This is a genomic window from Microbacterium terrisoli (assembly GCF_030866805.1).
Classification (GTDB): domain Bacteria; phylum Actinomycetota; class Actinomycetes; order Actinomycetales; family Microbacteriaceae; genus Microbacterium; species Microbacterium terrisoli.
Window position 1 is genome coordinate 2,699,186 of sequence record NZ_CP133019.1, and the last position, 17,773, is coordinate 2,716,958.

Annotated in this window: 17 protein-coding genes and 1 tRNA gene; all 18 read right to left on the minus strand. The window is 69.3% G+C overall.

Annotated features, from left to right (window positions below; all coding sequences use genetic code 11):
• Positions 1-48: 48 nt before the first annotated feature.
• Complete coding sequence (locus QU603_RS12190) at positions 49-840, minus strand: SRPBCC family protein (RefSeq protein ID WP_308491652.1); 792 nt, start codon at positions 838-840, stop codon at positions 49-51.
• Positions 837-1,715: an FAD binding domain-containing protein gene (locus QU603_RS12195; protein WP_308491653.1), complete on the minus strand. Its 879-nt coding sequence runs from the start codon at positions 1,713-1,715 to the stop codon at positions 837-839. The genes QU603_RS12190 and QU603_RS12195 overlap by 4 nt, the downstream gene beginning before the upstream one ends.
• On the minus strand, positions 1,712-4,108 hold the full coding sequence (locus QU603_RS12200; protein ID WP_308491654.1) for a xanthine dehydrogenase family protein molybdopterin-binding subunit: 2,397 nt from the start codon (positions 4,106-4,108) through the stop codon (positions 1,712-1,714). Before QU603_RS12200 ends, QU603_RS12195 begins: the two co-directional genes overlap by 4 nt.
• A complete protein-coding gene (locus QU603_RS12205; protein WP_308491655.1) occupies positions 4,105-4,611 on the minus strand; it encodes a (2Fe-2S)-binding protein in 507 nt (168 codons plus the stop codon). Before QU603_RS12205 ends, QU603_RS12200 begins: the two co-directional genes overlap by 4 nt.
• A gap of 91 nt (positions 4,612-4,702) precedes the next feature.
• Positions 4,703-5,839 (minus strand): XdhC family protein, encoded by a 1,137-nt coding sequence (locus QU603_RS12210; RefSeq protein ID WP_308491656.1) that lies wholly within the window; start codon positions 5,837-5,839, stop codon positions 4,703-4,705.
• Positions 5,832-6,965, minus strand: a complete 1,134-nt coding sequence (locus QU603_RS12215; protein WP_308491657.1) for a vWA domain-containing protein — start codon at positions 6,963-6,965, stop codon at positions 5,832-5,834. Before QU603_RS12215 ends, QU603_RS12210 begins: the two co-directional genes overlap by 8 nt.
• A 10-nt stretch (positions 6,966-6,975) precedes the next feature.
• A complete protein-coding gene (locus QU603_RS12220; RefSeq protein WP_308491658.1) occupies positions 6,976-7,905 on the minus strand; it encodes an AAA family ATPase in 930 nt (309 codons plus the stop codon).
• Positions 7,902-8,504 (minus strand): nucleotidyltransferase family protein, encoded by a 603-nt coding sequence (locus QU603_RS12225; RefSeq protein ID WP_308491659.1) that lies wholly within the window; start codon positions 8,502-8,504, stop codon positions 7,902-7,904. The genes QU603_RS12220 and QU603_RS12225 overlap by 4 nt, the downstream gene beginning before the upstream one ends.
• 85 nt (positions 8,505-8,589) lie before the next feature.
• Positions 8,590-9,279 carry a 50S ribosomal protein L1 gene (gene rplA, locus QU603_RS12230; protein ID WP_308491660.1) on the minus strand — a complete coding sequence of 230 codons (690 nt, stop codon included), beginning with the start codon at positions 9,277-9,279 and terminating at the stop codon, positions 8,590-8,592.
• A gap of 13 nt (positions 9,280-9,292) precedes the next feature.
• A complete protein-coding gene (rplK, locus tag QU603_RS12235; protein ID WP_308491661.1) occupies positions 9,293-9,724 on the minus strand; it encodes a 50S ribosomal protein L11 in 432 nt (143 codons plus the stop codon).
• Between the two features lie 96 nt (positions 9,725-9,820).
• A complete protein-coding gene (gene nusG / locus QU603_RS12240; protein ID WP_308491662.1) occupies positions 9,821-10,981 on the minus strand; it encodes a transcription termination/antitermination protein NusG in 1,161 nt (386 codons plus the stop codon).
• 48 nt (positions 10,982-11,029) lie between these two features.
• The gene (secE, locus tag QU603_RS12245; protein WP_308491663.1) at positions 11,030-11,296 is read right to left on the minus strand and encodes a preprotein translocase subunit SecE; all 267 of its coding nucleotides are present in this window, start codon (positions 11,294-11,296) and stop codon (positions 11,030-11,032) included.
• A 47-nt stretch (positions 11,297-11,343) separates the two neighbouring features.
• Positions 11,344-11,416 (minus strand) — tRNA-Trp (locus QU603_RS12250).
• A 153-nt stretch (positions 11,417-11,569) separates the two neighbouring features.
• Positions 11,570-12,004, minus strand: coding sequence for a pyridoxamine 5'-phosphate oxidase family protein (locus tag QU603_RS12255; RefSeq protein WP_308491664.1), 435 nt, complete (start codon positions 12,002-12,004; stop codon positions 11,570-11,572).
• A gap of 50 nt (positions 12,005-12,054) precedes the next feature.
• Positions 12,055-13,419: an NAD-dependent succinate-semialdehyde dehydrogenase gene (locus QU603_RS12260; RefSeq protein ID WP_308491665.1), complete on the minus strand. Its 1,365-nt coding sequence runs from the start codon at positions 13,417-13,419 to the stop codon at positions 12,055-12,057.
• A 42-nt stretch (positions 13,420-13,461) separates the two neighbouring features.
• Positions 13,462-14,928 (minus strand): NAD-dependent succinate-semialdehyde dehydrogenase, encoded by a 1,467-nt coding sequence (locus tag QU603_RS12265; protein WP_308491666.1) that lies wholly within the window; start codon positions 14,926-14,928, stop codon positions 13,462-13,464.
• Positions 14,929-14,999: 71 nt separating this feature from the next.
• A complete protein-coding gene (locus QU603_RS12270) occupies positions 15,000-16,358 on the minus strand; it encodes a flavin monoamine oxidase family protein (protein ID WP_308491667.1) in 1,359 nt (452 codons plus the stop codon).
• Positions 16,359-16,401: 43 nt separating this feature from the next.
• Positions 16,402-17,754 carry a 4-aminobutyrate--2-oxoglutarate transaminase gene (gabT, locus tag QU603_RS12275; RefSeq protein WP_308491668.1) on the minus strand — a complete coding sequence of 451 codons (1,353 nt, stop codon included), beginning with the start codon at positions 17,752-17,754 and terminating at the stop codon, positions 16,402-16,404.
• Positions 17,755-17,773 lie beyond the last annotated feature (19 nt).

Sequence of the window (17,773 nt, forward strand, 5' to 3'; positions counted from 1 at the left end):
GCCGCGGATGCCGAGGGGCAAGTCGCGGATGCCGAGGGGCAGGTCGCGTCAGCGGGAGCGACGGCGCAGCAGCAGGCCGAGCAGCAGGCCCGCGGCGAAGGCGATCGCCGGCGCGTAGCGCCGAAGGATGACCGGCATGACCGTGGACATGAGGTCGAGCTCGGCAGCCGGCGCCGGCGGCACCGGGTGCGGAGTCGGACGGGCGGCTGGAGCGGGAGTGCTCGCCGGCGCGCCCGCTTTCGCCGCGGTGGCGGGCTGCTCCGCCGCCGTCGGAGCGGACGGCTTCTTCGCGCCGGCGGCGGTGACCGGTGCGGCAGGGGCGGCGGGGTTCGTCCCGTCGTCGCCGACCGCCGCCGCATCGCCGCCGGACGCGCCCGCGGCATCCTCGCCCGACGCGGCTGCAGCAAGCTTCGCCGAGAAGCACTCGACGAACTGGCCGAGCAGCTTGTCGCTGATGTCCTGGATGACTCCACGCCCGAACTGGGCCGGCTTGCCGGTCACGGAGAGGTCGGTGACCATGTCGATGGCGGTGCCATCGCCCTCAGCCACGATGTGCGCGGTGACCGTCGCCCCGGCGGTGCCGTTGCCGCGCTTGTCTTTTCCCTTGGCTTCGACCACGACCTGGCCTGCTCCGGTGTCGCGCTCGATGAAGCGTCCCGTGCCGCTGTAGGTCATCGAGACCGGGCCGAGCTTGACCTTCACGGTGCCGGTGAACTCGTCACCGTCCACACCGGTCAGCGCCGCCCCCGGCAAGCAGGGCGCGTACTCGTCCAGGTGGTCCAGTGCCTCCCACACCGCCTCGGGCGGTGCAGGCACGACGAAGCGGTGCTCGAGCTTCATCCGGCCGCCCCCATCATCGCGGCCACAACGGCCTTGCGGGTGAGCACTTCGGCCAGGTGCCGGCGGTAGGCGGGGTCGCCGTTCGCGTCATCGGGCGGGTTGGTCCCCTCGGCGACACCGGCCACCGCCGCACCGATCGCGGCCTCGGTGGCCACGTCGGTGCCCACGGCGATGCCGGCCAGAGCGGCTTCGGTCGCGGTGGCGCGCACCGGAACGGACGCCATGTTGGCCATGCCGATGCGGGCCTCGGCGATCGCTCCGTCCTGCACCCGGACGGCCACAGAGACGCCGACCACCGGCCACTGCTGCGCCGTGCGGGTGAACTTCTCGTGGTGGGTGCCCCATCCTTCGCGTTTGGGTATGCGCACCTCGGTGAGGATCTCGTCCTCGCCCACGGCGGTCGTGAACAGGTCCTCGAAGAAGTCTGCGGCGGCGATCGTGCGGGTGCCTCCCGGTCCGACCACGACGAACTCGGCGTCCAGCGCCAGCGTGGGCGCCGGCAGGTCGGCTGCCGGGTCGGCGTGCACGAGCGCGCCGCCGAACGTGCCGCGGTGCCGGACCTGCGGATCGGCGATCACCCGCGCCGCCTGGGTGATCAGTCCCGCGAAGCGCGCGACCAGCGGATCGTTCGCGACCTGGTGGTGCGTGGTCATCGCCCCGATCACCAGCGCATCGCCGTCTTCACGGATGCCGCGCAACGAGTCGATCCGGCCGAGGTCCACGAGCACCGACGGCGCCGCCATCCGCAGCTTGAGCACCGGGATCAGACTCTGCCCGCCCGCCAGCAGCTTGCCGTCGTCGCCGGCCTCGGCGAGAGCTGCCAGCGCCTCGTCGAGCGTCGTGGGTGCCGCATAGTCGAACGCCACGGGGATCATGACGCACCTCCCGTCGTCGTCTCGGCCGGTGAGCCGGTATCGGCTCTCGCGTCTTGGATGGCATGCCAGACCCGCGCCGGTGTGGCGGGCATGTGGATGTCGCCGACGCCGTACGGCCGCAGCGCGTCGACGATGCCGTTGATGATGGCCGGCGTCGAGGCGATGGTCCCCGCCTCGCCCACGCCCTTGACTCCGAGGGCGTTGGTCAGGGCCGGGGTGACCGTGCGCGCCGTCGTGAACGAGGGCAGATCGGCGGCGCTGGGCAGCAGGTAGTCGACGAACGACCCCGACACCAGCGTGCCCGCGTCGTCGTACACCGCCTCTTCGAACAGCGCCTGCGAGATGCCCTGGGCGAGGCCGCCGTGCACCTGGCCGTCCACCAGCAGCGGGTTGATGACGTTGCCGATGTCGTCGACGCACACGTAGTTGCGCAGCTTCACACGACCGGTCTCGGTGTCGACCTCGATGGCCGCCAGGTGCGTCCCGTGCGGGAAGTTGAAGTTCACCGGGTCGAACGTCGCGTCCGAGTCCAGACTCGGTTCGAACCCGTCGGGCATGTTGTGCGCGGCGAACGTCGCGAACGCGATCTCGGCGAGCGTCATCCCCGCGTCGGTCCCCTTCACACCGAACCGTCCGTCGGCGAACTCGATGTCGTCGCGGTTGGCCTCCAGCAGGTGAGCGGCGACCGTCTTGGCCTTCTCGATCACCTTGTCGGCCGCGGCCACCACCGCCATGCCGCCGACCACCAGTGACCGCGAGCCATACGTGTCCATGCCCTTCTGCGCCACCTGCGTGTCGCCGTGCAGGATGATGACGTCGTCGAAGGCCACGCCCAGCCGGTCGGCGACGATCTGGCTGTACGAGGTCTCATGGCCCTGCCCGTGCGGGCTGATGCCGGTGACCACCTCGACCTGACCGGTGGGCAGGATCCGCACCTGCGCGTGCTCCCAGCCGCCGGCGGCGTAGTCCAGCGACCCCAGGACGCGCGAGGGGGCGAGACCGCACATCTCGGTGTAGGTGGACACGCCGATGCCCAGCTGCACGACGTCCCCGGACTCGCGACGCTCCTTCTGCTCGGCCCGCAGCGCGTCGTAGCCGAACATCTCCAGCGCCTTGTCGGTGGCCGCCTCGTAGTTGCCCGAGTCATACTCGAGGCCGGCGACGGTCGTGAACGGGAACTCCTCGTGCCGGATCCAGTTCTTGCGCCGCAGCTCGATCGGGTCCATGCCCAGCTCGGCCGCCAGATCGTCCATCGCCCGTTCAATCGCGTACGTCGCCTCGGGGCGGCCCGCACCGCGGTAGGCGCCGGTGACGACCTTGTTCGTGAACAGGTTGTTGCATTCGAACCGATATGCGGGGAACTTGTAGATCGCGTTGAACATGAACGCCCCGAGGATCGGGATGCCGCCGCCGATCAGGCTCTGGTACGCGCCCATGTCGGCCAGCAGGTTCACGCTGAGCGCCGTGACAGTGCCGTCGCGCTTCGCGCCGACCTTGATGCGCTGCACCTGGGCCCTGCCGTGGTGGGCGCCCATCAGCGATTCGGTGCGGGTCTCGGTGTACTTGCACGGCTTGCCGGTGTGGCGGGCCGCCAGCACGGTGATGAACTCTTCGGTCGTCACTGCCAGCTTGCCGCCGAACCCTCCGCCCACGTCGGGCGCGATCACCCGCACTTTCGATTCCGGGATGCCGAGGGCCAGCGACAGCATGAGCTTCAGGATGTGCGGCACCTGCGTGGCCGACCACATCGTGAGCTGATCGCCGGTGGGGTCCACGACCGTGGAACGCGGCTCCATGAACGCCGGGATCAGCCGCTGCTGGTAGTACGTGCGCTCGAGCACGACCTCACTGTCGGCCAGTGCCTTCTCGGCGTCGCCGCCGGTGCCGGCCTGGGCGGAGTCGAACACCCAGCGCGCCGACAGGTTCGTGCCCAGCGAGGGCTGGGCGAGCACCTCGTCGGTGAAGGCCTCTTCGAGGTCGAGCACGACCGGCAGCTCTTCGTAGTCGACGTCGATCTCATCCAGCGCGTCGCGGGCCTGCGCCGCGGTGCGCGCTATCACGCAGGCGACGATCTCGCCCGAGAAGGCGACATGGTCGATCGCGATCGGCAGGTACGGTGCGGCCTTCTGGTCGGGAGTGACCGGCCACGCCGACGGGATGCTGCCCTGCTCTGCGGCGACATCCTGCCCGGTCAGCACCGAGACGACCCCCGGTGCCCTGCGCGCGGCATCCACGTTCAACGACGTGATCTTCGCGTGGGCGAAGGGGCTGCGCAGCAGCGCGATGTGCAGCATGCCGGCCAGCACCATGTTGTCGGTGTACCGGCTGTGGCCGGTGATCAGCCGCTGGTCTTCTTTTCGGGTGCGCGGGGCCCCGATCTCGGCGGTGGTCATGCCGGCTCCTCAACCATCTCGGTGGCCTTCTCCCCCGCGTCGGCGTGCGCGGCCGCCTGCACCGCGCGCACGATGTTGTGATAGCCCGTGCACCGACAGAGGTTGCCTTCCAGCCCTTCGCGGATCGTCTGCTCGTCGGGATCGGGATGCTCGTTCAGCAGGTCGATGGACTCCATGATCATGCCGGGTGTGCAGAAGCCGCACTGCAGAGCGTGGTGCTCGTGGAAGGCCTGCTGCATGGGATGCAGCGTGTCGCCGTCGGCGATCCCCTCGATCGTGGTGACCTCTCGCCCGTCGGCCTGCACGGCCAGCATCGTGCAGCTCTTGACGCTCATTCCGTCCAGATGCACCGTGCAGGCGCCGCAGTTGCTGGTGTCGCAGCCGATCAGCGTCCCGGTCTTGCCGAGCACCTCCCGCAGATACTGCACAAGCAGCATTCTCGGCTCGACATCGTCGGTGTAGGTCGTCCCGTCCACCGTCACGGTGATTGTCCTGCGCGCCATGGCACATCTCCGATCCGTTCACACGTCGTCGTGTTCTCTCTGTATAGCAGTGCCGCCGGGTCCAGACAACGGCCCGGCCCGCGGCGAGCACTCAGCCGTCGGCGCCCTGGTGCACGCGCCGGCCAGTCTCGTTCAGCGGCACGTTCGTCCCGTCCCAGCGGCGCCCGATGATCTGCGCGGCGATCGAGACCGCCGTCTCTTCGGGGGTGCGCCCGCCCAGGTCCAACCCGATCGGGCTGATCAGCCGCGACAGATCGTCGGGTTCGAGCCCTGCTTCCTCGAGCCGCACCAGACGGTCTTCGTGCGTCTTGCGCGATCCCATGGCCCCGATGAACGCGGGCTCCTGCCCACCGCGCAGCCGCAGGGCCACCTGCAGCACGGGCACGTCGAACTTCGGGTCGTGGGTGAGCACGCAGATGACCGTGCGCGTGTCGATGCGCCCGGCATCCACCTCTGCCTGCAGGTAGGTGTGCGGCCACGACACGATGACCTCGTCGGCGCCGGGGAAGCGCGCCCGGGTCGCGAACACCGATCGCGCGTCGCAGACGGTGACATGGAATCCGAGCAGCGCTCCTTGACGTGCCACCGCCGCGGCGAAGTCGATCGCGCCGAACACGATCATCCGTGGCTTCGGTTGGAAGGATGCCGCGAACACGCGCATTCCGCTCTCCATGCGCTCACCGGCAAGGCCGTACGTGAGCACGCTCGTCGCCCCCGACGCCAGCACTCCGCGCACATCGTCGGCGACCGCCTCGTCGATGCGGTCCACGCCGAGCGTCCCGGTGACGCGGTCGGGGCGCACCACCAGGCGCCGCCCGAGGAAGGCGGGATCAGCATGCTCGATGACGGTGGCGACCGCGACCGGGCGGCCTGCGGCGATGTCGGCGGCCACGTCGTCGAAGTCGGGGAAGGCGGTCTGCGACACCGGCTCGACGAACACGTCGATGATGCCGCCGCAGGTCAGGCCCACGGCGAAAGCGTCGTCGTCGCTGAACCCGTATCGCTGCAGAACCGGCACACCGGAGTCGGCGACTTCCTGGCACAGCTCATACAGCGCGCCCTCGACGCACCCTCCCGACACCGACCCCGACACCGTGCCGTCTTCGGTCACCATCATCGATGCGCCCGGCGGGCGCGGCGCCGAGCGGATCGTCTGCACGACCGTGCCCACGCCGATGGTCTGGCCCGTCTGCCAGCTCTCGCGCAGATCAGCGAGGATCTCACGCACGGCCGATCACCTCCAACAGCTCCGCGAACGCCGCCATGGAGTGTCCGGCGACCAGGCCGTCCAGCCACGGGAGCGACGCCGCAATCCCGGCTTGAACCGGAGCATACCCCGGCTTGCCCCGGTGCGGGTTTGCCCACAGCACGGAGTGCGCGAGCAGATGCAGCCGAGCCATCTGAGAACCCAGCAGCGCGGCGTCGCCGACTTCCCACCCGTCGCTGGCGACGACGACCACGGCCGACCGGGCGAAGCCGCGCTGTCCCCAGCGGTCGATGAAGGCGCGCACCTGCTCTCCCAGCCGCGTGCCGCCCGACCAGTCCGGCACCGTCTGGCCGACCAGGCGAAGCGCGGTGTCGGCGTCGCGGGCGCGCAGCGCGCCGGTCACCCGGGTCAGGCGCGTACCCATCGTGAACACCTCGGTGGTCTGGGCAGCAGCCTGCACGATGCGGTGCGCAAGCCGCAGCAGGCTGTCGGCGTAGGGTGCCATCGACCCTGACACGTCCACGAGCAGCACGATCCTGCGCGACCTCGGGATGCGGCGGCGACGGCGCGGCGGCACAGGTTCTCCCGCGTGCCGCAGCATTTCGCGCACGGTCGCGGCGGCATCGAGCCCGCCCGCGCGGGCCGGGCGGCGACGCATGCCGCGCCGCTGCGGCAGGCGCACCTCCAGCTCTGCGAACATCGCCGCAAGGCGTCGACGCTCCCCCGCCGAGAGGGTCGCGATGTCGCGCTGCCCCAGCGACTCATCGGCACTGGCCAGAACCGCGACAGGGCGCGCGTCGCCTGCCGCAGCGTCTCCGGAGCCCACGTCCAGGCTCGCCTGGATGACGGTCTTCGCTGCCGGCCGCCGGCCGCCGGCGCGCACCGGCAGCGCACCGAACCAGTGCGCGAACGCCTTGTCGTACACGACGATGTCGGCCGGGCTCGCGCAGAGCGTTGCCCGGCCCGCCCAGTACACATGCGAGCGGCTGCCCGCCCCCAGCCGTGCGGTGGCCACGGTGAACAGCTGCGCACGATCGGGACCGGAGGCAAGACCCGCCTCGCGCAGCGCGTGCGTGAACCCGATCATGGCCGCCGATGGCGTGATCGGCGCGGCGCCGTCACCGATCGCGCGGAGCCCGGCATCCATCGCGTCGTCCTCAGGTCGTCAGCAGCACGTCGAGCGTCGCGCGCACGCGCTCGATGTCTTCGCGGTATTTGCAGATCGCGCCGATGGTGGCCGCCGCCGATTCGAGGTCGATCGTCTGCGCGCCCAGCTGATGCAGTGCCCGCGCCCAATCCAGCGATTCGGCCACGCCGGGCGGTTTGTGCATGTCGGCGCCGCGCCGCAGCTCGGCGATCACGGCGGCCACCTGCGCGGCCAGCTGTGCGTCGACGTCCGGCAGCCGGGTGCGCAGGATCTGCACTTCGCGGGCAAGGCCCGGATGCTCGATCCAGTGGTACAGGCAGCGGCGCTTGAGCGCATCGTGCAGCTCGCGGGTGCGGTTCGAGGTCAGCACCACGATCGGCGGCACGGCGGCGGTGATCGTGCCGAGCTCCGGTATGGTCACCTGATTGGTGGAGAGCACCTCGAGCAGGAACGCCTCGAACTCGTCGTCGGCGCGGTCGATCTCGTCCACCAGCAGTACGGCGGGGCTTTCTTTCAGCGCGCGCAGGATCGGTCGGGCCAGCAGAAAACGCTCGTCGAACAGCGAGCGCTCCAGCTCCGCGGTGCCCTCGGGCGCCGCGGCGCCGGAACCGGAGGCCTCTGCCGCCCGCAGGTGCAGGATCTGCCGGGTGAAGTCCCAGTCATACAGCGCCTGGGTGGCATCGATGCCTTCGTAGCACTGCAGCCGGATGAGCGGGATGCCGCAGGTCAGCGCCAGCGCCTCTGCCAGCGCCGTCTTGCCCGTGCCCGGTTCGCCCTCCAGCAGCAGCGGCCGTTGCAGGGCGAGGGCGAGATAGGTCACCGTCGAAAGGCCCGTATCGCTCAGATAGCCGACCTCGCCCAGCGCCTCGGCGACGGCCTCGGGCGAGTCGGGCAGCTCCAGAGCCGATGGTGCGGCTGACAGTGGGGCGGACGCGCTCATGCGCTCAGCTTAGGGACCGCAGAGCCCACCGGCAGGTCTTCGACGCGGTCGACGTCGACGCCTGCGGCCAGATCTGCGCACTCGATGACGGTGACGGGATGGTCACAGAAGTACGCGCGTGCACCGCTGTCACCGTGGGCGGAGCCGGCCACGCCGACCCAGTGCTCGCGGCCGATCAGCACGGGATGGCCGTGCGTGCGCGGGCCGTAGCCGGCGCGGGCCAGCACGTCCGGTGCGGCCTGCGCGCACAGCCGACGCACGACCTCGGCGCCCACGTCCGGCACGTCGACGAGGTGGATGATCGCCGCATCGGCGTCGAGGTGGGCGGCCGTGCGCACACCGGCCCGCAGCGATGCACCCATGCCCGTGGCCCAGTCGGGCGCGTCGATCACCTCGACGTCTTCGTCCACCAGCGCCGCGCGCACCTCATCCGACCGCGCGCCCACGACCACGAGCACCGGATCGCAGCCGCCGTCCGAGAGTGCACGTGCCGCCGTGACCACCCACGGGCGGGACGCGGCATCGCGCACCAGCGCCTTCGGCGCACCCATGCGCGTGCCGGCGCCGGCAGCCAGCAGCACCCCCACCACCCCGGTCATGCCGCCAGCCTACGCCGGGCGGCAACCGGCCTCGAACGCACGAGAGGCCCCACCCGAAGGTGGAGCCTCTCGGTGAGCGTCAGACTCAGATGGCGTTGACGTCCAGCGGGATGCCGGGGCCGAACGTGGTCGACACGGCACCCTTCTGGATGTAACGGCCCTTCGAGCTTGCCGGCTTCAGGCGCACGATCTCTTCGAGCGCGACCTTCAGGTTCTCGTCGAGCTGGTCGGCCGTGAACGAGGCCTTTCCGACGATGAAGTGCACATTGGCGTGCTTGTCGACGCGGAACTCGATCTTGCCGCCCTTGATCTCCTCGACGGCCTTGGCCGGGTTGGGGGTCACCGTGCCGGTCTTCGGGTTCGGCATCAGGCCGCGGGGGCCGAGCACCTTGCCGAGTCGTCCGACCTGGCCCATGAGCTCCGGCGTGGCCACGGCCGCGTCGAAGTCGGTCCAGCCGGCGGCGACCTTCTCGATCAGCTCGGTGCTGCCGACCTCGTCCGCACCGGCGGCGATGGCGGCCTCGGCGGCCGGACCGTTGGCGAAGACGATGACGCGGGCGGTCTTGCCCGTGCCGTGCGGCAGCATGACGGTGCCGCGCACCATCTGGTCGGCCTTGCGCGGGTCGACCGCGAGCTTGAGGGCGACCTCGACGGTCGAGTCGAACTTCTTCGACCCGGTGTCCTTCGCGAGGGCGACTGCCTCGGTCGGGGTGTAGAACTTGTCAGCCTCGATCTTCGAGCTGGCAGCCTTGTAAGCCTTGGACTTGGTAGCCATTGTCGTACTCCCCTCAGTCCTCGACCGTGATGCCCATGGAACGGGCGGTGCCGGCGATGATCTTGGACGCGGCCTCGATGTCGTTCGCGTTCAGGTCGGGCTGCTTGGTCTCGGCGATCTCGCGGACCTGCGCCTTGGTGAGCTTGCCCACCTTGTCGGTGTGCGGGGTCTTCGAACCCTTCGCAACGCCCGCGGCCTTCTTGATCAGCTCAGCAGCCGGCGGAGTCTTCAGGATGAAGGTGAAGCTGCGGTCCTCGTAGACGGTGATCTCCACGGGGATGACGTTGCCGCGCTGCGACTCGGTCGCGGCGTTGTACGCCTTGCAGAACTCCATGATGTTGACGCCATGCTGACCGAGCGCGGGCCCGATCGGCGGCGCCGGGTTGGCGGCGCCGGCTTTGATCTGAAGCTTGATCAGGCCGGTCACCTTCTTCTTCGGTGCCATCTGTTCTTCCTTTCAACGAATCGGATGCCGCAGCATCCGTTCTCCCGCAGACCCGGCCGTTCCGGGGTGCGGTGTCTGTGAGACGCGCTGCGCGCGTCACATCATCTTGGTGACCTGGTCGAAGCTCAGCTCGACCGGGGTCTCGCGCTCGAACAGCGAGACGAGGACCGTCAGCTTGCCGCTGGCCGGCTGGATCTCGCTGATCGTGCCGGGCAGGCCCGCGAACGAGCCTTCCTTGATCGTGATGGTCTCGCCGACCTCGAAGTCGACCTCGGCGGGGATGACGCGGGCCGCCGTCTGGCCGGACTTCGCCGCTCCTGCCTTGGGCGTTGCGACCTCGCGCACCTCGACCAGGGACTTCAGCATCGTGAAGGCCTCTTCGAAGCGCAGCGGCGTCGGGTTGTGCGCGTTGCCCACGAACCCGGTCACGCCCGGCGTGTGCCGCACGACCGACCAGGTGTCTTCGTTCAGCTCCATGCGCACGAGCACGTAGCCGGGGATCCGGACGTGCGTGACCATCTTGCGCTGCCCGTTCTTGATCTCGACGACGTCCTCCATCGGGACCTCGACCTGATAGATGTCCTCTTCGACCTCGAGCGTCGATTTGCGCTGCTCGATGTTGGCCTTCACCTTGCGCTCGAAGCCGGCGTAGGAGTGGATGACGTACCACTTGCCCGGCAGCGACCGCAGTTCGGCGCGGAACGCCTCGTACGGGTCCTCTTCGGACTCGTCGGCGTCCTCGTCAGTCTCGGCGTCGTCAGCCTGCTCGGCCTCGTCGACCCGCTCGGCCTCATCGGCTTCCTCGGCCTCTTCAGCCTCGTCGACCACGGCGGCGGCGGCATCCACCTCGGCGACGAAGTCCTCGTCGAGCACCGGGCGATCCTCTTCGCCGTTGACGTCGGGGCCGTCGTAGGGTGCGACCTCATCCGCCTCCGACGCCGCGCGCTGCGCGGCATCCTCCGCGGCGTCGTCGCTGAGGACCTCGGCCGCAGCCTCGGCTTCAGCGGTCTGGTCGATGTGCAGTGCGTCGTTCACGATCGCGTCCGCCTCCGGGTCTTCGATGTCATAAGAGTCGTCATCGGTGTCTGATTCGTCGTCGTCGGACTCGTCGTCCTCGACGTGCAGGGCGCGCTGCTCGGCGGCCTGGACCGCGTCTTCTTCAGCCTCGAGGACGTTGCCCTCCTGCGCCTCGTCGTCCTCGCTGGACTGCTCGGCTGCCGTCGCCCAGTCGACGTCGTCGGCATATCTCTCAGACACTTGCGTTCTCTTCCGTTCCTGTGAGCCGGTGCGTGCGCGCGAAGGGCGTCACGAGGCCGGCGAGCCGAACACCCACGTCGTCAGCCAGACGAACAGGACGTCCAGCCCATAGACGATGGCCATCATCACCACGACGAAGCCGAGCACCACGATGGTGTACTTGACCAGCTCCTGCCGCGTCGGCGTGACGACCTTGCGCAGTTCGGCGAAGACCTGGCGGACGAAGATGGCAATGCGCTGGAAGATGTTGGGCTTCTTCTCGCGCGGCCGGTCGTTCGCGGCGACGACCTCGCCGTTCGGCTCGTCCTGGACCATCGACTCCACCTGAATCGTCTTCTGTGTGCCAGCAAGCCGCTGACGCGCAGGGCGGACAGGAATCGAACCTGCAACCTGCGGTTTTGGAGACCGCTGCTCTGCCAATTGAGCTACCGCCCTAGAGGCCCGGAAGCCTCGAGGGGAAGTCGTCATTCTGTCACAGTGTCATGAGGGTGAGGATCGCGTCCCGACCGGCGGGCACGGCGAAAGAATGCAGACTTCAACTGCCCTTCCAGTGTAGGGCATGCCCCGCCGGGTCGCGAACCGAGCCGGTCAGTACTGCTGTACGCCGTCGCGGTCCGGCTCGGGGGCACGACCGAAGGCGCGACCGGTCAGCGTCGATGGAATCACGCGCACATAGTTGCGTTTCATCGTGGGTATCCAGGGCCGAAGGCCCAGCCCGTCCGCGCGTTCCACCTCGGCTGCGGTATCCAGCCGCTCGGCACTGCCCCGCACCACCACGCTCCACGCGTCGGCGTCCGTGTGACCGTCGGCCTCGAACAGCACCTGATCGTTCACCGTCAGTCCGAACAGCTTGCCGCCCTCGGCCGTACGGAACAGGACCGTGCGCTCATCGACGACGTAATTGACCGGAAAAATGTCGATCCGCTCGCCGACGCGCGTGACCAGCCGACCGACCACCTGTGTGCGCAACTGGTCCCAGCACTGGTCCTCGTCGAGAGTGACGACGGCATCCACCTCGTCCATGCTTCCATCCTGTCATCTGTGCGGCGGGATGGCGCCGTGTCGCCTCTTCGCTATGCGCCGATGCGCACGAGCTTCTTGTTGACGAACTCGTCAGCAGCCAGCAGGCCGAGCTCGCGCGAGGTGCCGCTGCGTTTGACGCCGCCGAAGGGCAGCTCGGGACTGTCGGCCAGCACGAGGTTCACATAGACCATGCCGGCCTGGATGCCGTCGGCCACACGCTCGGCCTGGGCGGCGTCGGTGGTGAACACGTACGAGCCGAGACCGTACGAGGTGTCGTTGGCCAGGGCCACGGCCTCGTCCTCCCCCGCGACCCGATAGACCACCGCGGCGGGGCCGAACAGCTCTTCGCGGTACACGTCCATCGCCGAGGTGACGTCGGCCAGCACCGTCGGGGCGAAGAAGGTGCCCTCGCGGGTGCCGCCGGTGAGCACCGTCGCGCCCTGGGCGACGGCGGTGTCGATCTGGGCCTGCAGCCGCTCGGCTGCCGCCTCCGAGGAGAGAGGCCCGAGGATCGTGTCCTCGGCGGTCGGGTCGGCGGCGGTCACCGCCGCCATGGCCGCGGTGAACTTCTCCACGAACGCGTCGTACAGACCGTCGGCGACGATGAAGCGCTTGGCCCCGTTGCAGGACTGCCCGTTGTTGTCCAGCCGCGCATCCACGGCCGCCTGCACCGTGCCGTCCAGGTCGTTTGTGGACAGCAGGATGAACGGATCCGAGCCGCCCAGCTCGAGGGCGACCTTCTTGAGGTTGCGGCCGGCGACCTCGGCCACGGCGGCGCCGGCGCGCTCCGAGCCGGTCACCGACACACCCTGCACCCGCGGATCGGCGATGATCGCCGCCGCCTGCTCGTTGGACGCGTACACGTTCACGTACCCGCCGGCCGGCAGCCCCGCATCCTCGTAGATGCGCTCCAGCAGCGCCGCCGACTCGGGGCACTGCGGTGCGTGCTTGAGCAGGATGGTGTTGCCCAGCACCAGGTTGGGTGCGGCGAAACGGGCCACCTGATAGGCGGGGAAGTTCCACGGCATGATGCCCAAGAGCGCACCCAGCGGCGAGCGGCGCACGACGGCGGTGCCCTCACCGAGGATGTCGATCGGCTTGTCGGCCGTGATCTTCTCGGCGTTGTCGGCGTAGAACTCGATGATGTCGGCGGCGAAGTCGACCTCTCCGACCGCCGCGGCGATCGGCTTGCCCATCTCGCGCACGATGATCGCGGCGAGCTCGTCGCGCCGCTCACGGTGCAGCTCGGCGATGCGGCGCACGACGGCCGCCCGCTCGGCGACGGGGGTCTGCGACCACGTGGCGAACGCGGTCGCAGCCGCGGTCACCGCCTCGTCGATCTGCGCGTCGGTGAAGGTGTCATATGTGGCCAGGGTCTGGCCGGTGGCGGGATTGACGACGGCGTAGTCGGTCATCTCCGGTCCTCTCTGTCGGCAGGTCGCACGACCTGCGGGGCGTCATTCGACGGGAATGAGTGTGTACTTGGTGGACAGGTACTCGTGGATGCCTTCGGGCCCGCCCTCGCGTCCCATGCCGGACTGCTTGACACCGCCGAACGGGGCGGCGGCGTTGGAGACGACCCCGACGTTCAGGCCCATCATGCCCGACTCGAGGCGGTCGATCATCCGGTGACCGCGGGCGAGGTCCTGCGTGAACACGTACGAGACCAGGCCGTACTCGGTGGCGTTGGCCAGAGCCACCGCCTCGTCTTCGTCGCGGAAGGTCGCGATCGCCAGCACGGGTCCGAAGATCTCCTCGCGCAGGATGTCGCTGCCGGCCTGCACGTCGCTGATGACGGTGGGCTCGAAGAACGTGCCGTCGGAGGCTATGGCGTTGCCGCCCGTGCGCACGGTCGCACCGCGGGTGACGGCATCCTTGACCAGTTCGTCGGCCTTCGCGACGGCATCGGCGTCGATCAGGGGGCCGATCGTGACGCCGTCGTCGGTGCCGCGCCCGACCCGCATCTCATCGACCCGGGCCGTGACGCGGTCGGCGAACTCGGCGGCCACGGCTTCGTGCACGATGAACCTGTTGGCCGCAGTGCACGCCTGGCCGATGTTGCGGAACTTGGCGATGAGGGCGCCCTCGACCGCCTTGTCGAGGTCGGCGTCCTCGAACACGACGAACGGCGCATTTCCGCCCAGCTCCATCGAGACCCGCAGCACGTTCTGCGCGGCGTCGGCGATCAGCCGGCGGCCCACCGGGGTGGAGCCGGTGAAGGAGAGCTTGCGCAACCGAGGGTCGGCGATGATCGGGCCCGACACCTTGCTCGAGGTGGTCGTGGACACGATGTTGACCACACCGGCGGGAAGGCCTGCCTCTTCGAGCAGCTGCGCGAAGAACATCGTGGTCAGAGGCGTCAGCTGCGCGGGCTTGACCACCACGGTGCAGCCGGCGGCCAGGGCCGGGGCGATCTTGCGGGTGGCCATCGCGAACGGGAAGTTCCACGGCGTGATGAAGAACGACGGACCCACCGGGCGCTGTGAGACGACCATGCGTCCCGTGCCCTCCGGGTTCAGTCCGTAACGGCCGTTGATGCGCACGGCCTCTTCGCTGAACCAGCGCAGGAACTCACCGCCGTACGTCACCTCGCCGCGCGATTCGGCCAGCGGCTTGCCCATCTCGAGGGTCATCAGCAGTGCGAGGTCCTCTTTGTGCTGCTGCACGAGGTCGTACGCGCGGCGCAGGATGTCGCTGCGGGTGCGCGGCGGGGTGGCTGCCCACCCGTCCTGCGCGGCCACGGCCGCATCCAGGGCGCGCACGCCATCGGCCGGTGAGGCGTCGGCGATCGTGCGGATGACGCGGTTCGTGCTGGGATCGTGCACGTCGAAGGTCTTGCCGCCTTCGGCTTGGACCCACTCGCCGCCGATGAACAAGCCGGTGGGCACGCGCTGCATCAGTTCGGATTCCTGCTCGGCGCTCATGCGCTCTCCTCCTCGGTCAGAGATGTCAGTTTCAGTATTCGACGGATCGGCCTCGATGGGCTCGGATCGCCTCAGGGTCGGACGCGCTCGATGATCGCGGCCGCGGCGGCGCGGCCCATGCGGATCGCGCCGTCCACGTGCTGGTAGCCGGCGCCGGCCACGTCGCTGCACGCGAAGTGGATCGGACCGACCGGGGTGCGCAGGTCGGCGCCGTAACGCTCGAGCCCGCCCAGGTCGAAGCTTGCGGCGTAGGCGCCGCGCGTCCATTCCTCGGTGCCCCAGTCGCTCTCGTAGTAGACGACGGGGTTCTTGGCCTCGGGCCCGTAATAGTGCGACAGCGACTCGAGGATGCGTTCGCGGCGCTCGGCGGCCGGCAGCGCGAACACGTCGTCGGCGTGCCGGTCCGAGACGAAGCCGACGAGGGTGCCGCGCTCGTCGCCGTGGTTCGAGTTGTCATACGCCTCGTGCGTGAGCTCGTAGGGGCTGAACGCGGTGCCCGACAGGCCCTGCTCGCGCCAGAACGGGCGGTCGTAGACCGCGTGCACCTTGATCACGAAGCCCATCGACAGGTGCTGGTGCAGCTGCTGCTGGCGGCGCGGCAGCGGCGGCGCGAACGAGATGCGCTCGTACAGCACCGGCGCATGGGCCAGGATCGCGTAGCGGGCGTTGACGGTCATCCCGTCGGCACGCACGATGACGCCGTCGTCGGTCCACTCGATGAATCGCACGGGCTGCTGCAGGAACACGTCGTCCCCCAGGCGCTCGGCCAGCAGCTGCGGCACCTGCTGCAGGCCGCCGACGACCCGCTTGTCGAGGATGAAGTCCGCATCGACCAGGTGCGAGAAGCTGCCGGCGCTGGCGGCCATCAGCAGCGCCTGCAGCGTCGAGAACGCGTGCGCCGGCTTGGTGAGCATGGCGCCGGCGATGAACAGGGCGATGTTGTCGATCGCCTCCTGGTCGTCGGTCTGGGTGTGCAGCCACGCCTCGAACGAGATCTTGTCCAGCGCCGCGGCATCCGGCGACTGCCACGGCCGGTCGGGATCGACCTGCGCGACCATGGCGTCGAGCCTGTCGATCAGCTCGATCATGATCTTCTCGGTCTCGGGCCCCACGGGGAAGATCTCGCCGGTGAAGCGGGTCAGTCGCCCATCGGGGCCGATGTAGACCGAGTCGCCGTCGCGGTAGCGATCGAAGGTCTCCAGGCCCAGATCGGCGATGGTCTCTTGCAGCGCGTCCTGGTCGGGTGAGACCCACTGGCCGCCGAGCTCGAGCATCGCGCCGTCGATCGTGTCGGTCCACACGCGTCCGCCCACGCGGCCGCGTGCTTCGAGCACGGCGACCGACAGGCCGGCCTTCTTCAGTTCGTTCGCGGCGGTGGTGCCGGCCGCGCCGGCGCCGATGACGACGACGTCTCGGGTGATCTCGGTCACTTGCTGCTCCTGTTCGCTGTTCTCGTTCATTGCGGATCGCACGTCAGTGGGCGGCGAGGACGGATGCCACGACCTCGAGCCCTTCGTTCAGCAGCTCGTCGCCGATCGACAGCGGCGGCAGGAATCGGATGACGTTGCCGTACGTGCCGCATGTGAGCACGATCACTCCCTGCGCGATGCACTCCTTGGCGACCGCGGCAGTCAGCGCCGCATCGGGCTCGCCGGTTGCCGGATCGACGAACTCGGCCGCGATCATGGCGCCCGCGCCGCGCACGTCGCCGATGCGCGGGTCGCCCGCCTGCAGTGCGCGCAGACGGCCCAGCAGGATCTCGCCGATCTGCTGCGCGCGCTCGATCATGCCGTCGTGCTCGATGACATCCAGCGCCGCCAAGGCCGCGGCGCACACGACGGGGTTGCCGCCGTATGTGCCGCCGAGGCCCCCCGTGTGGGCGGCATCCATGATCTCGGCGCGGCCGGTCACGCCCGACAGCGGCATGCCTCCGGCGATGCCCTTGGCTGTGGTGACCATGTCGGGCACGATGCCGAACAGCTCGCTTGCGAACATCGCGCCCGCACGGGCCAGACCCGCCTGCACCTCGTCGGCGATGAATACCACGCCGTTCGCGTGGCACCAGTCCACGATCGCCGGCAGGAATCCGTCGGCGGGGACGATGAAGCCACCCTCTCCTTGGATGGGCTCGATGATCACGGCCGCCACGTTGTCTGCGCCGACCTGCTTCTCGATCATCGAGATGGCGCGTGCAGCAGCTTCTGGCCCGGTGAGCTTGTCGTGGAAGGGGTAGGACATCGGGGCGCGGTAGATGTCGGAGGCGAATGGGCCGAACCCGCTCTTGTACGGCATCGCCTTGGCGGTGAGGGCCATCGTGAGGTTCGTGCGGCCGTGGTATGCGTGGTCGAAGGCGACGACGGCCGGGCGACCGGTGTACTTGCGGGCGATCTTGACGGCGTTCTCGACGGCTTCGGCACCCGAGTTGAACAGCGCCGACTTCTTCGGGAAGTCGCCGGGGGTCAGCCGGTTCAGCGTCTCGGCGACGGCGACGTACGACTCGTACGGCGAGACCATGAAGCATGTGTGCGTGAACTGGGCGACCTGCGCCTGCACGGCCGCGACGACCTTGGGGTGCGCATTGCCCACGGTGGTCACGGCGATGCCGCTGCCCAGGTCGATCAGGGAGTTGCCGTCCGCATCGACGACGACGCCGCCACCGGCGGCGACCGCCGCGATCGGTGCGGTGTGCCCGACGCCCGCGGCGACGGAGGAGGCCTTGCGATCCAGCAGCTCCTGCGAGCGGGGACCGGGGATGGCGGTGACCAGACGACGCTCCTGCGCGAGGGTGGGTCCGCCGACGGGGGTGATGACAGCAGCATTGCTCATACCGGTGAGCGTAAGCGCG

Coding starts and splice junctions, on each gene's coding strand:
- QU603_RS12190 (WP_308491652.1), bottom strand. CDS start 840: ATGAAGCTCGAGCACCGCTTCGTCGTGCCTGCACCGCCCGAGGCGGTG.
- QU603_RS12265 (WP_308491666.1), bottom strand. CDS start 14,928: ATGAGCGCCGAGCAGGAATCCGAACTGATGCAGCGCGTGCCCACCGGC.
- QU603_RS12255 (WP_308491664.1), bottom strand. CDS start 12,004: ATGGACGAGGTGGATGCCGTCGTCACTCTCGACGAGGACCAGTGCTGG.
- rplK (WP_308491661.1), bottom strand. CDS start 9,724: ATGGCACCGAAGAAGAAGGTGACCGGCCTGATCAAGCTTCAGATCAAA.
- QU603_RS12200 (WP_308491654.1), bottom strand. CDS start 4,108: ATGACCACCGCCGAGATCGGGGCCCCGCGCACCCGAAAAGAAGACCAG.
- gabT (WP_308491668.1), bottom strand. CDS start 17,754: ATGAGCAATGCTGCTGTCATCACCCCCGTCGGCGGACCCACCCTCGCG.
- QU603_RS12260 (WP_308491665.1), bottom strand. CDS start 13,419: ATGACCGACTACGCCGTCGTCAATCCCGCCACCGGCCAGACCCTGGCC.
- QU603_RS12195 (WP_308491653.1), bottom strand. CDS start 1,715: ATGATCCCCGTGGCGTTCGACTATGCGGCACCCACGACGCTCGACGAG.
- QU603_RS12225 (WP_308491659.1), bottom strand. CDS start 8,504: ATGACCGGGGTGGTGGGGGTGCTGCTGGCTGCCGGCGCCGGCACGCGC.
- QU603_RS12205 (WP_308491655.1), bottom strand. CDS start 4,611: ATGGCGCGCAGGACAATCACCGTGACGGTGGACGGGACGACCTACACC.
- rplA (WP_308491660.1), bottom strand. CDS start 9,279: ATGGCTACCAAGTCCAAGGCTTACAAGGCTGCCAGCTCGAAGATCGAG.
- secE (WP_308491663.1), bottom strand. CDS start 11,296: ATGGTCCAGGACGAGCCGAACGGCGAGGTCGTCGCCGCGAACGACCGG.
- QU603_RS12215 (WP_308491657.1), bottom strand. CDS start 6,965: ATGGATGCCGGGCTCCGCGCGATCGGTGACGGCGCCGCGCCGATCACG.
- QU603_RS12220 (WP_308491658.1), bottom strand. CDS start 7,905: ATGAGCGCGTCCGCCCCACTGTCAGCCGCACCATCGGCTCTGGAGCTG.